The 13,051-nt window shown below is 61.7% G+C and carries 16 protein-coding genes; 15 read left to right on the plus strand and 1 reads right to left on the minus strand.

Annotated features, from left to right (window positions below):
• Positions 1-159 precede the first annotated feature (159 nt).
• Complete coding sequence (locus tag HBF25_RS08510; RefSeq protein WP_166947442.1) at positions 160-507, minus strand: hypothetical protein; 348 nt, start codon at positions 505-507, stop codon at positions 160-162.
• 227 nt (positions 508-734) lie between these two features.
• Between HBF25_RS08510 and HBF25_RS08515 the strand changes: the two genes are divergently transcribed.
• The 15 genes from HBF25_RS08515 (at position 735) to HBF25_RS08585 (ending at position 12,817) form a co-directional block, all read left to right on the plus strand.
• Complete coding sequence (locus HBF25_RS08515; RefSeq protein ID WP_166947443.1) at positions 735-935, plus strand: hypothetical protein; 201 nt, start codon at positions 735-737, stop codon at positions 933-935.
• Positions 936-988: 53 nt separating this feature from the next.
• Positions 989-1,468 (plus strand): hypothetical protein, encoded by a 480-nt coding sequence (locus HBF25_RS08520; protein ID WP_166947444.1) that lies wholly within the window; start codon positions 989-991, stop codon positions 1,466-1,468.
• Positions 1,469-1,656: 188 nt separating this feature from the next.
• Positions 1,657-1,860 carry a hypothetical protein gene (locus HBF25_RS08525; RefSeq protein WP_166947445.1) on the plus strand — a complete coding sequence of 68 codons (204 nt, stop codon included), beginning with the start codon at positions 1,657-1,659 and terminating at the stop codon, positions 1,858-1,860.
• On the plus strand, positions 1,857-2,327 hold the full coding sequence (locus HBF25_RS08530) for a lysozyme (protein ID WP_166947446.1): 471 nt from the start codon (positions 1,857-1,859) through the stop codon (positions 2,325-2,327). Before HBF25_RS08525 ends, HBF25_RS08530 begins: the two co-directional genes overlap by 4 nt.
• Positions 2,324-2,791 (plus strand): lysis system i-spanin subunit Rz, encoded by a 468-nt coding sequence (locus HBF25_RS08535; RefSeq protein ID WP_166947447.1) that lies wholly within the window; start codon positions 2,324-2,326, stop codon positions 2,789-2,791. Before HBF25_RS08530 ends, HBF25_RS08535 begins: the two co-directional genes overlap by 4 nt.
• Before the next feature lie 511 nt (positions 2,792-3,302).
• Positions 3,303-4,244 carry a phage tail tube protein gene (locus HBF25_RS08540; RefSeq protein WP_166947448.1) on the plus strand — a complete coding sequence of 314 codons (942 nt, stop codon included), beginning with the start codon at positions 3,303-3,305 and terminating at the stop codon, positions 4,242-4,244.
• Positions 4,245-4,297: 53 nt separating this feature from the next.
• On the plus strand, positions 4,298-4,720 hold the full coding sequence (locus tag HBF25_RS08545) for a hypothetical protein (RefSeq protein WP_166947449.1): 423 nt from the start codon (positions 4,298-4,300) through the stop codon (positions 4,718-4,720).
• 29 nt (positions 4,721-4,749) lie between these two features.
• On the plus strand, positions 4,750-5,016 hold the full coding sequence (locus HBF25_RS08550; protein WP_425483455.1) for a phage tail assembly chaperone: 267 nt from the start codon (positions 4,750-4,752) through the stop codon (positions 5,014-5,016).
• A gap of 7 nt (positions 5,017-5,023) precedes the next feature.
• On the plus strand, positions 5,024-5,947 hold the full coding sequence (locus HBF25_RS08555) for a phage tail tape measure C-terminal domain-containing protein (protein WP_166947451.1): 924 nt from the start codon (positions 5,024-5,026) through the stop codon (positions 5,945-5,947).
• Complete coding sequence (locus HBF25_RS08560; protein WP_208392491.1) at positions 5,940-6,278, plus strand: phage tail protein; 339 nt, start codon at positions 5,940-5,942, stop codon at positions 6,276-6,278. The genes HBF25_RS08555 and HBF25_RS08560 overlap by 8 nt, the downstream gene beginning before the upstream one ends.
• On the plus strand, positions 6,275-6,982 hold the full coding sequence (locus HBF25_RS08565) for a phage minor tail protein L (protein ID WP_166947453.1): 708 nt from the start codon (positions 6,275-6,277) through the stop codon (positions 6,980-6,982). The genes HBF25_RS08560 and HBF25_RS08565 overlap by 4 nt, the downstream gene beginning before the upstream one ends.
• Entirely contained in the window at positions 6,979-7,737 is a 759-nt protein-coding gene (locus tag HBF25_RS08570) for a C40 family peptidase (protein WP_166947454.1), read from the plus strand. Before HBF25_RS08565 ends, HBF25_RS08570 begins: the two co-directional genes overlap by 4 nt.
• An 11-nt stretch (positions 7,738-7,748) precedes the next feature.
• Positions 7,749-8,429 (plus strand): tail assembly protein, encoded by a 681-nt coding sequence (locus HBF25_RS08575; protein ID WP_208392492.1) that lies wholly within the window; start codon positions 7,749-7,751, stop codon positions 8,427-8,429.
• 49 nt (positions 8,430-8,478) lie between these two features.
• Positions 8,479-9,159 carry a tail assembly protein gene (locus tag HBF25_RS08580; protein WP_166947455.1) on the plus strand — a complete coding sequence of 227 codons (681 nt, stop codon included), beginning with the start codon at positions 8,479-8,481 and terminating at the stop codon, positions 9,157-9,159.
• Positions 9,160-9,223: 64 nt separating this feature from the next.
• Complete coding sequence (locus tag HBF25_RS08585) at positions 9,224-12,817, plus strand: TipJ family phage tail tip protein (RefSeq protein WP_166947456.1); 3,594 nt, start codon at positions 9,224-9,226, stop codon at positions 12,815-12,817.
• The last annotated feature ends 234 nt before the right edge of the window (positions 12,818-13,051 follow it).

Consider the following 13,051-nt stretch of genomic DNA (forward strand, 5'->3'; position numbering starts at 1 on the left):
GACGTCAATACGATTTGTATAAAATCACGTCAAACCGTATGCGTACTGCATAGTTTGTTTATGCTGCGTTCACTAAAAAGCGTGACTTGTCATAAAGAGAGCGGTTTTACCTTGCTTCCGCAGCCGCGGAAGTCCGTAAGGTGACAGCGCTCCTTTGGGCTACTTCGACGTGCCGGAGCCCCCCCGCATGGCCCGGACCATCGCCAGAACGGCCTGCTGCTGCTCATCGCTGAGCCCGCGCATCTCGCGCGCCGTCGCTGCTGGCAGCTTTTCTTCCACGAGCTCCACCTGACCCTCGGTGATCGAGTCCAGATCGGTCTGGAGTACGTCCAATAGTGCTTTCAGCTCTTCCATATCCCAGCGCGACCCCCTGGTGCCGTTGAACCATGACGCGACGGTGGAGTAAGCACGCTCGATGCCGCGGCGGCTGAGTTCCGCCAGTACATCGTCGTTCTTGAGTCCGAGGGCGTCTCGCCGTGCTGTGAGATTCGCAGATATCTTGCTCATAGATTGAGACGCTTGGTACGCGCGGCTTTCAGGGGTGGTTCCCAGCCTAAGCGCGGGCTTGCATTCGTATTATACGATATGTATTGTTATTCACGATGCGAATCGTATAAATAAGGTTCGCGAAGGACAGGACGATCGACTGCAGCGATGCCGGACCTGTCGATACCGCGCGGGCCGCTCCACGGGGATGTCCCGCGTCGATTCCACTCCATTGTCCGGAGAACGCCATGGACGATCTTGATCGCGCCGAATCCTATGAATCCATCGCGCGGGAAGCCGCGCTCCACCGTCACGCGGCACGTCCCCGCTTCATTCCCGACTGCGAAGCCTGCGGCGTGGTTCCCGCCCATGTCACCTCCACGGGCGTGACATGGCGCTTCTGCTCCGACTGCGCCGAAGAACACCTGAAGAAACGACGCGACGCCTGATTCCCTACGCGGCAGGCCTGCATGACGACGTACCCATCGAGAAGGAGAGAGCCATGACGATTTCAAGCGACGTTTCCCATGCGTCATTCCGCGAGCGGGTGCATGCGCTGGTGGGGCATACGACATGGCGCGAGTCTTCCGGTGGCGGCCCACGCTACCGCAACGGCATTCCCGGCGATCACATGATCGCCGCGGCGCTTTCCTTCGGCCGTGCGCATGCGGAGGATATCGGCCCGGATATCGCATTCGACATCGCGACGGGGAGGGCAGGTCACTACGGCCGCGTCTGTGCGGCCCTGGGCAAGGCCCTCGGTCGCGATCGTTCAGTGCTGGTGCGACGAAATCGCGCGTGCCTGGGGCACGTGAGCATGGCGGCTTATCATGTCGTGATGGGCACCCCGTGCCCGGCCATGCCTGCCGGCATGGCCGAAGCCGACTGGCGCAACCTCGTCGCCGCCGGCGCCTGTGTGCTCGAACGCATGGCGGAAGATGCACTGGCACTCGCAGCGCGAAAGGCGCGTTTCGCCGCGTAGGCAAACCACGCTTGACAAGGTTTCAAACTGCGAGAAACTTTCACCATCGACTTCATATGCCCCGCCTTCGCGGGGCTTTTTTTTTGGCCGCCCCATCGCGCAGCCCCGATATCCCCACCCGTCACGTCACGACCCGAGGTCGTGACGCATCTTGTGCGAGTTCGACTCGCTCCATTACCGGGAGCACCATGATCACTAAGGACCTGGCGGCCGAATCCGGCGTTGCCCTGGCAAGACTTACCCCACCCGCTGCCGTCGTCACCGCCTCAGCCAGCGGTTACTCACTGCAGGACTGGACCTATATCGGCACCCTGGCCTTCCTGCTCATGCAGGGCGCCTACCTCGCCTGGAAATGGTGGAGGGAATGGCACTACAAGAGGCTGGCGCCATGAACGGCCGCTCGCTCGGAACCGTGACGGCCGTTGTGGTGACGGCAGCCGTTGCACTGGTCGCGCAGTTCGAAGGTACACGCTACGTGGCCTATCCCGATCCGGCCACTCGCGGTGCACCGTGGACCATCTGCAAAGGGCATACACGCAACGTCAAGGAAGGCGACACTGCGACGCGGAAGCAGTGCGACGATTGGCTTCGTGCGGATCTGGACGAAGCCAACGACGCGATCAATCGCTGTATATCGGTTCGACTCAACGACAACCAGCGGGCGGCCCTGATGTCGGCCGTGATGAATGCCGGGCCATCGCTGGTTTGCGGATCGAGTCTCCAGCGAAAGGCGAATGCCGGCGATCTGATGAGCATGTGTGGTGAACTGTCGAGATGGATTTACGCAGACGGGCGCGTGCTGCCTGGCCTGGTGAGGCGTCGTTCTGAGGAACGTGCCCTATGTGAGCGCAAGCCATGACCAGCGTTCGCATCGCAGGAACCGCAGGCTTCCTTCTTTGTATCGCGCTGGCTTATACAGCCGGGCACCGAATCGAAAGTCTTCGCGCTGACGCACAACTGGCCGCGTTCCAGAAACGTGCCGCCGAAGAACGGGATGTGGCAAACCAGGCCCAGCTACAGCGGGAACGGAACCAGGCGGCTGCCTTCGACCAGGTGGCCGCCCACTACGAGGAAGAACGGCAACATGCAAAGACCGAAGCTGATCGCGTCATCGCCGATCTTCGCGCTGGCACTCTGCGCCTGCGCGACCGCTGGGCCACCCAGATGCTCGCCGGCAAAGCCCTGGCTGCCACCCGTGCCGCGAGAACTGATGCAGGCACCGCAGACCGAGCGCAAAGTGCGGGACGAATTGTTCGAGCCGCCGTCGAATGCGACGCACAAGTCCGTGGACTCCAGTCCATTCTGACGAAGGAAAGAGAATGAACGATGCATCATTGAAGGAGCTGCTAGCGAACCAGCGCCTGCACGTGCGGGGAAAGTCGTTCGCCAGCGCGAAAATGGAATTTCTTTGTATAGAAAGCACCAAGGCCCGCATGCGTTCCCAGGGGATACGTATCCCGCCTGCGATGGCATCCGTGGATCACCGAAGGCGACGCGGAAAATCGTCCGTCCAGGGTGTTGACAAGGTTTAGATCTGCGCGAGAATTTCATCGTGGGGTGATTTCGTCACCGGACCACGGCATTTGCGATACCCGACGAACTATCGTCCCTGAACCCGCCTTTGCGGGTTTTTTATTGCCTGTCTGGTCAAGAACGGACCCGAGGCTTCGCTGAAACGATGTCCTTCTCGCCTCATCCACAGGCGAGAAGGCCGTTGCCATCGAGCGATACATCGCTCGCTCTCCTTCCGGCCGTGAGGCTGGTCTTCCACATGCCTTCCCATCCCCATGGACGGGTGGCTTCGCGTCATCTCTTTATTCGGGAGAATTCGTACATGACTGCTGGCATTGCCGCATCGGGCGCTCGCGCCGCTTACTATTTCGTCCTCGAGAACGCCGACGGCACCACGCCTGCCACCCCGGCGTTCAAGCCCCTCCGACTCACCCAGAACGGCCTGGTGGAACAGGCCAACGAGATCCAGTCCAATGAACTGGCGGCGGACCGCCACCGTCGTTCGGCACGCCGGGGCGCCACGAGCGTCAGCGGTGATATTGCCGCCGAACTGTCCTACGGTTCGTTCGACGACCTGCTCGAAGCCGCGTTCTGTGGCACCTGGGCTTCGGACGTACTGAAGACTGGCGCGACACGGCGTAGCTTCGCCATCCTCAAGCGCAACCTCGATATCAATGTCGACACGATCTATCGCGGCTGCCAGATCAACCAGCTGAAGTTCGCCTGTCCGCTGCAGGAGAAGATCACGGTGACGTTCTCGGTTGTCGGCAAGGCAGAAGAGTCGTACACCGTGCCGGCAGGTTCCACGTTCGCCACGCCGTCCACCAGCGACTACATGACCACCTTCGAAGGTTCGCTCGATCTCGATGCCGCTCCGCTGGGTGCCGCGACCGAACTGAACATCACGCTCGCCAACAACATCGAAGCCAAGTATGGCCTGTTCAAGCGTCCCGCCTATGCGATGAAGATCGGCATGATCGACGTGACCGGCGATCTCTCCGCGTACATCGAAGATGCGGCGCTCAAGGACAAGTACCGCAACGAAGTCGACACGGCGATGGTCGTCACCATGGCCGACAAGGCCAGTGGCGGCAACAGCTACGTGCTGACCCTGCCGCGCGAGCGCTTCACTTCGGCGAAGGACACCTTCAATGCCGACGACCTCGGTGTCCAGCAGCTCAACTTCCGCTCCCTGTATGACGCAACCTCCACGACGGAACTGATGATCCGACGCGTGGCGGCGGCTGCACCGGGCGGTAACTGACGGGCCCCGCGGGCCCGGTCGACCGACATCAACCTCTCATCATGGATTACGACGTGACCGACACCACCCACCTCGCAACGGTCGCAGCCGATATGGCTGCCTTCGCTACCCGAAAAGTCTCCAACGAAGGCATCCGCCTGCCGCTGGCCTTGCCTGACGGTACGCCGAGTGATCGCTACCTGGTCGTCCGCAACTATCGTTGCGATGCCTATCGGGCCAAGCTCAACCAGATCCGCGATCGCATCGCGGAGCATGGCAAGGCCAGCGATGCACAGCACGAAGCCGATCGCGTGGCGCTCATTTCCAGTCTCATCTCAGGCTGGAACTTCGAAATGCCGTGTACGCCGGAGAACGTGGCGGCTTTCCTGGCCGAAGCGCAGCTGGTCGCGGAACAGGTGGATCGCGTCGCCATGGAGGACGAGCGTTTTTTCGGCAAAGGTTCGACACCTTCCTCCGATGGATCGAAGGTGAACTGAAGCTCGACCGGGTCCGCGGCACGCGGACCATCCGGCAACACCTCCATGCGCACTGGAAAACCACCGGCAGGAAGCCGTTGGCGTTGACCGCGCACGGAGCATGCCCCGAAGGTTTCGGATTTCTCGTCGATGTGTTCAGGCGGTTGTCGCGCCAGCGCTGCCGCTCCACAGGCGTCGATCCGATCACCCTGGGCGACATCGACGCCTTCCAGCGACTGGAAGGCGTCTCCTTGCGACCCTGGCAGGTCCAGGCCATCGAGCAGATCGATGTGCTCTGGCGAGCCGTAAGCATATGAGGTCATCATGACGGACGAAGTCGCTCGTCTTGCCGTCACCGTCGACAGCGCGTCGGCGGCAAGCGCAACAAGCATGCTGGATACCCTGAAGGACGTTGCGTCTGCCGCCGAAACGGCGTTCAAGTCCCTGTCCCAGGCGCTGGGTCCTGCTTCCACCCAGTTCGACAAGCTGGCAGACCAGCTCAAAGGCGCGCGAACCGGCAAGGAAACCAAGAAAGATTCAAAGGACCTGGCAGACGTCGCGCAGAAAACGATGGAGGATCTGGCGGCCAAGGCGGCGGATTCCGCGGGCGTGTTCACCAAGGTGGTCGGTGACCTGAACACCGGCCTGGCCGATGTCCTTGCATCGGCGGCATTGAAAGGCAAGGCGAACATCAAGGGGTTGGTAACCAGCATCCTCACGGAAGTGGCGAAGCTGGAAGCCAGTCGCCTGGCGGCAGGCCTGCTCAGTTATGCCATCAATCTGTTTCTGCCAAGGAACAGCATCGATTCACCCAGTAATTTCAGCCTCACGGGTGGTGAATACAGTGGTCCGGGTTCGCTTTCCACGAGCTGGGCGGGCGATGGTACCGGTTCGAGTGCCGGGCTGGGCAGCCTGTACGGCCTTGGCTCCGGCACAAGCTCCGATTTTAGCGGGTTCAACCTCATGCAGTCGTATGCATCGCCGAGTGTGGATACCTCGTCGATCGTACCGGCGTCGTTCGCAGCACCCATGGCGTTCTCTGCACCCGACGTGGGAGCGTCCAACGCCCAGGTCGCCGTCACCGTGAACGTGGGTAGCGATGGTGGCGTATCCGGTGGCATGACATCGCACGACGCGGACGGCTTCGGCCGCGAGATGGGGCAGCAGATGCAGGCGGTCGCGGAACAGGTGGTCGCCAGGAACCTTCAGCCGGGCGGAAAATTGTGGAGGGCCAATGGCCGTGTCTGATGTATTCGATTTCGCCGTGGATGCCGGTACCAACGGCACGACCACGTTCCGCGTGAACAAGACCGCGTTCGGCGACGGTTATACGCAGCGCGTCCAGGACGGCATCAATAGCTCGAGCCGCCGCTGGAACATTACGGTCGCTGATCGTTATGACGATGAGATCCAGCCCATCAAGGCATTTCTCGACGCGCATGCCGGTGCCCGTGCATTCCTCTGGGCTCCACCCAACGGTGTACAGGGGCGTTATGTTTGCGAGACGTATAGCGAGACCCCGGCCATAGCGGGTCTCACCACGCTCACCGCGGTCTTTGAAGAGGACTTCGCACCGTGACCTTATTTGCCGATATCCAGACGCTGCAACCGGGTGCCTGGGTCGAGCTGTTCGAACTGGACGCTCGACCGATCACCGGTGGTGGTGCGGGTGATGTTCTGCACTTTCACGGCTATACGCAGCTTGGACCGATCACCTGGCAGGGTATTGCGTATGAGCCGTGGCCCGTAGAAACCCGTGGCTTTCGCCTTGATCCCGAGCAGCCGCCCGTGCCGACGTTGAGCGCGGGTAACGTGGATGGCCGGATGACAGCTCTTTGCCTGGCTTACCAGGACCTTGTCGGTGCTCGCCTTACGCGTCGCCGGACGCTCGGGCGATATCTCGACGCCGTCAATTTCCCAGGGGGCAATGCCACGGCCGATCCCGAGCAGGAGGTCGCGCCGGAGTTGTGGTTCATCGAACGCCGCTCCGCCGAGGACAAGACGCAGGTGACCTGGGAGCTTTCAAGCCCGATGGACTTCGGCAATCGCCAGCTCCCCCGTCGGCAGATCGTTGCCAACGTCTGCAGCTGGCTGGCGATCGGTGGGTATCGGGGGCCGAACTGCGGTTACACCGGTCCTGCGGTGGCTACCGCCGACGATACGCCCACGAGCGATCCGTCGCTGGATCGTTGTGGCGGGCGGATTTCATCGTGCAAGATGAGGCAGTGGCCGAACGACGAGTTGCCTTATGGTTCGTTCCCGGCGGCGGCGCTGATCAAATGACGCCCGAAACGCGAGCGGCGATCCATGGCCACGCACTCGCCGATTATCCCAGTGAGAGCTGCGGCCTGGTTGTCGTACGCAAGGGCAGGGAGCGCTACATGCCTTGCCGGAATGTAGCGGCCGACCCGAAAGCCCACTTCGTGCTTTGTCCACAGGACTACGCGATGGCCGACGATGCGGGTGAGATCGTCGCCATCGTGCATTCCCACCCCGATGTGCCGGCGCGTCCTTCAGAGGCCGACCTCGTGCAGTGCGAGGCATCGGGTATTCCCTGGATCATCGTCAGCGTGATGCCGGGAGCATCGTGTCCCGTGGTGACCGATACGCATATCGTGGAGCCGACGGGATACAAGGCACCCCTGGTGGGACGCTCCTGGTCGCACGGTACCTTGGATTGCTGGGCACTGGTCAGGGATTGGTATGCGATGGAGCGCGGTGTATCCCTGCCCGATCCCTATCGGGCCGACGACTGGTGGAACGACGGTCACTCCGATCTATATGGCGATCGCGCCATGGAAAGCGCGGGCTTCTTTCGCATCGATCTTGAATCCGTTATCGCCGGCGATGTGATCCTGATGCAGATAAGAGCAGCGAACCTGGTGCCAAACCATGCGGCGATCTACCTCGGCGACGGATTGATCCTGCACCACCTTTACGGCCGGTTGAGTTCCCGCGATGTCTTTGGCGGGTACTGGCAGGAGGTGACCCGTTCGGTGTGGCGACACGCTTCCTCGTCGTTGGTTACAACCGAATAAGAGGAAAAGACATGACAGCAACGACGGTCCTGCTTACCGGCGAGGCCCGAAAACGGTTCGGCGCCGAATTCAGGCTTCATCTGGAAACGCGAACTCCCGCCGAGGCCATTCGGGCATTGTGCGCCACGGTTGTGGGCTTCCGGGATTATTTGTTCTCTGCCCGCGGACGGGGCATCGAATTCGCCGTCTGGCGAGGCCGGGGTGGCACGGCGGAGAACATCGGCTACGGACAGCTGCGTGAACCCGCGGGCGATACGATCCGCATCGCACCGGTGCATCTGGGCTCGAAGAATGGCGGTGTGCTGCAGACGATCGCGGGTGCCGTGCTCTTTGTCGTCGGCGGGCTGATTTCCGGCTGGACGATGGGTGCCGGCTCCGGTATCGGTGGCGCGATGATGTCCGCGGGTATCGGCATGATGGTGGGTGGCGTGGTCCAGATGCTGACGCCGCTTCCCAGGCTCAACCAGAGTATCGAGTCATCCGGCAACCAGCCCAGCTACATCTTCAATGGTGCCGTCAACGTCACCGCCCAGGGAAACTGCGTGCCGGTGTTGTATGGCGGCCCACTTGAGATCGGAAGCACCGTGATGTCCGCAAGGATCGATGCGATGGATTACAGTTCCCGGCCGACCAACGTCGGTATGGGCACGCCCCGGGGAAATGCGAAGACATCGCTGTACGAACCCGAATGAATGCATGGGTGGTCCTGTGATAAAGCGGATCATCTTTACTGGAGAAGCCATGACAGCCACCACTGTCTTACTTAGCGGCGAGGCGCGAAGGCGCTTCGGTCGGGAATTCAAGCTCCATCTGGACACCAATACACCGGCCGAGGCCATTCGTGCGTTGTGTTCGATCCTCGGCGGGTTTCGCGCGTATCTCATGAATGCCAGGGAGCGAGGCATGGAATTCGCCATCTGGCGGGGTAGCGGCAAGCAGGCGGAGAACCTGGCCTACGATCAGCTCAGGGAGCCGGCCGGTGGCTTGATCCGTATCGTTCCCGTCCATGCAGGCGCAAAGAATGCCGGTGTGCTCCAGACCATTGTCGGGGTCGCCCTGGCCGTGGTGGGAAGCATCTACCTGCCGGGCTCGACCGGCTTTGCCAAAGGTCTGTTCGCCAGCATGCAGGCGACCGGTATCGGCATGGCTGCCGGTGGTGTCGTGCAGCTGCTGAGCCCGCAGCCGAAGCTGCAGGCCAAGGCCGACAAGCCCGAAAACCAGGCCAGCTACCTCTTCAACGGAGCGGTGAACACGACAGCCCAGGGAGGCTGCGTACCCGTGTTGTACGGTGGCCCGATGGAAATCGGCAGCACGGTGATCTCCGCGCGCATGGATGCGGTGGATTACAGCTCGCGGCCCTCCAACGTGGGGCTGGGCACGGCCACGGGCAACCTCAAGCAGACGCCCTACGACGCCGCCTGACGCGTCCTGCAGACCCAGATCAATCACCACGGCCCGCTTTCGCGGGCCTTTTCATGGAATCCGCATGGGAATCGATCCTCGCATTACCGGCGCCAAGGGCGGCGGTAGCTCGCACACGCCTGTCGAAGCGCCTGACACCCTGCGTTCGATCTCTTATTTCCAGATCGAGGACGCACTGTCGGAAGGTGAAATCGGCGGCCTGGTCAATGGCCTGCAATCGGTACGCCTCGACGGTACGCCGGTGGCGAATCCCGACGGCAGCCTCAACTTCAAGGGTGTCTCCGTCCAGGTACGCGCAGGTACCCAGGACCAGAGTTATATCCCGGGCTATGGCTCGGTGGACAACGAAATCTCCATATCCACCGAGCTGAAGTCCGAGTCGCCATGGGTGCGCGCCGTCAACAATACGCAGTTGTCCGCCGTGGCCATCACCTTGCAGGTCGATGCACTACAGAAGAACAACGCCAAGAACGGTGACATCAACGGCTATCTCATCCAGTACGCCATCGATGTGTCTACCGACAACGGCGCTTACCAGACGGTCATCAACGGTGCCTTCAACGGTAAGTCCAGCGGACCTTACCAGCGTACGCATCGCGTCGATCTTCCCCAGGCTACCGCCGGATGGAACGTGCGCGTGCGTCGCCTGACCGCGAACGCACACAGTGCGACCACGGCGGATACAACCCGGGTCGTATCGATGACGGAAATCATCGATGCGAAGCTTCGCTATCCCAATACCGCGTATGTCGCCATCAGCGGTGACGCGTCCCAGTTCCAGAATATTCCTGTCCGTTCCTACGTCTGCTTCGGTCGCCTGCTTCGTGTGCCGTCGAATTACGATCCATCCACGCGAACTTATTCAGGCGTGTGGGATGGCTCATTCAAGGCCGCGTGGACCGATAATCCGGCCTGGATCCTCTACGACATGGTGTCGAACAACCGCTTCGGCCTGGGCGACCTGATCGATGCGTCGCTTGTGGACAAATGGGAGTTGATGCGCATCTCGCAGTACTGCGACCAGCTCGTGCCGGATGGCAAGGGCGGGCAGGAGCCCCGCTTCCGGTGTTCTGTCTACCTTCAGAGCCGCGAGGACGCCTTTCGCCTCATCGGTGACATGGCTTCCGTCTTCAGTGGCGTCAGCTACTGGATGGGCGGCGCGATTACCACCGTTGCGGACATGCCGCAGGATCCGGTGTACACGTACTCGGCCGCGAACGTCATCGACGGCAACTTTTCCTACCAGAGCAGCCCGCGAAAGACGCGCTTCACCACGGCCCTGGTGACATGGAACGATCCGGAGAGCAACTTCCGGCAGCGCGTCGAGTATGTGTCCGACGATGCGGCCATCGCGCGATACGGTATCCAGCCGACCGAGTTCGTTGCCTTCGGCTGCACGAGCCAGGGCCAGGCCCACCGACGGGGGCTGTGGTCGCTGCGTACCAGCCAGTACGAAACCGACTCCGTGACCTTTGCCGTGGGCCTGGAAGGCCTGCGCGCGGCGCCGGGCCAGATCATCCGCGTGCAGGATCCGCATCGCGCGGGCATGCGACAGGCCGGTCGTCTCAGTGCGGCGACGACCACCACGGTTACCCTGGACAAGGCTCCCGGCGAAGCGGTGGTTGGCGACACCCTGACGGTGCATCTGCCTGGTGGTATGGCCGAAACGCGTACGATCACCGGCATCGACGGCCTCGTCTTCACCGTGAGTCAGCCGTTTACCGATGCACCGGTCGCGGAATCGGTATGGACGGTGGAAAGTGCCACCCTGCAGACGCAGACCTATCGCATCCTGAGCGTTAGCGAAGATACCGGCCAGAATGAGATCCGCTTCACGATCAATGCTGTCCAGCATAACGCCAGCAAGTTCGAGTCGATCGACAAGGGTGCACAGATCCAGGTGCCCCCGATCAGCAAACTACCCGTAGGCGCACAGGTACCTCCCTCCAACGTCCGCATCGGCGGCCACGTGGTGGTGGAACAGGGCATTGCAAACAACGTGATGACCATCGAGTGGGACGCGGCCAAGGATGCGGCCAGTTACAAGGTCGAATGGCAGAAAGACAACGGCGCCTGGATTCCGGCGGGTACGGTAGCGACTACCTCGATCGATGTGGTGGGTGTCTATACCGGTACCTACGTTGCGCGGGTGACGGCATACAACGCGGCAAATACACCGTCGCTGGCGGCGATGAGTGCCCCCACGGCGATCACCGGCAAAACGGGCGCGCCGCCGGCCATGACCAGCTTGAGCTGCCAGAGCCTGGTCTTCGGTATCGGCATCAAGTGGACGTTCCCGGAAGGCGCCACCGATACGCAGCGTACGGAAATCTGGGCAAGCACCACGCCGCAGCGCCCGGACGCAGATAACCCTGCCGTCGTGCCATATCACCTTGGTGACTATGCGTATCCTTCGAGCAGCACGGAACTTCACGGCCTCATGGCCGGCACATCGTTGTACTTCTGGGGTCGTCTGGTCGACAAGGCCGGCAATATCGGTCCGTGGTATCCACAGACAGGGGCGATCAACGGCCAGAGCAGCAGTGATGCGAGTGCGATTCTCGACGTACTCACGGGTCAGATCGAGAAGGACCAGCTCGCCCAGGATCTGCGCAGCACCATTGACTCGGTGGCTGACCTGCAGTCGTTCGTGAAGCCGCCGGCGCCCTGGGACACCACTCACGCTTATGCAGTGGGTGATGCGGTCAGCAAGGATGGCCGGATGTACCGTGCCCTGGTGGCGGTGCCATCCGGAGGCGTCGTACCCGGTACGGATTCCCATACCTGGCAGGATGTTGGCGCGGCGGTCCAGACCGCTACCGGCCTTGCGCTGGGCATGGCGGATACTTCGCTCAAGGTCGAGCAGCTGGATGGCGTGGTCAAAGCCACCGCCGAGAAGACGGACTCCGTTTACGCCGAAGTGAACCCGATCGGCGCGGGCGAGATGACCGGCGAGCCGGCTGGCAGCGTGACGCGCATTCCGTCGGCAGGCTTTTATGTGCAGACGATCGCGCAGGTCGATAACGACCACGCTCTCGGTCGCCGCATCGAGACCACGCAGGCCCAGATCGGCGATGTCCGTTCGGCAGTTACCGTGGAAACGCAGGCGCGCATCGATGGTCAGAATGCGCTGGCGTCCCAGGTGACCTCCGTGGATGCCAAGGCAGGGACGGCACAGGCCACGGCACAACAGGCGTTCAATGTGGCTGCCGGCCTGGATGGCAAGGTATCGGCAACGCTCAGCTCGAAGGTGGCCATTACCGCAGACGGCCAGTATTACTCCGCCGGCTATGCGGTGGGTATCGACAACAGCACCGGACCCGTCCAGTCGCGGTTCCTGGTCATGGCGGATCGCTTTGCAGTCTTGCCGAGCACGGGCGGCGGATCGGCCGTTTCTCCATTCGTCATCCAGAATGGCCAAACCTTCATCAACCAGGCGCTGATTGGCACCGGCTGGATCACGAACGCGATGATCGGCAATGTCATCCAGTCCACGGCCGTGGACAGCACCGGCAATCCGGTATGGAAACTGGACAAGAGCGGACAGATCAGCCTGCGCAGTTCGTCAGCCGCAGGGCGCGTTGAGCTGGACGGTACAGGTGGGCGCGTTTACGACGCGAACGGCACCTTGCGTGTTCGCTGGGGTATCTGGGGGTGATATGGCGTCGGGATATCAGGTTTTCGATGAGCGCGGGCAGGTCGTCCTGGATACGACGGCGCGTACAGGACGCATTTTAGGATCCGTGAAACTGCAAGGCGCTGTCGGACGAATGGATATTCCCGGCATTGAAGGCACGCCTTTTGTGTTGGTGCCTCAGTGGCCTAGGTCAATGGGCAGCGGGCAGTTTGGAAATGCCTCCATGGGGGGATCCGTGTCGTTCTCCGGAGCGAC

The sequence above is a fragment of the Luteibacter anthropi genome (assembly GCF_011759365.1).
Lineage (GTDB): Bacteria > Pseudomonadota > Gammaproteobacteria > Xanthomonadales > Rhodanobacteraceae > Luteibacter > Luteibacter anthropi.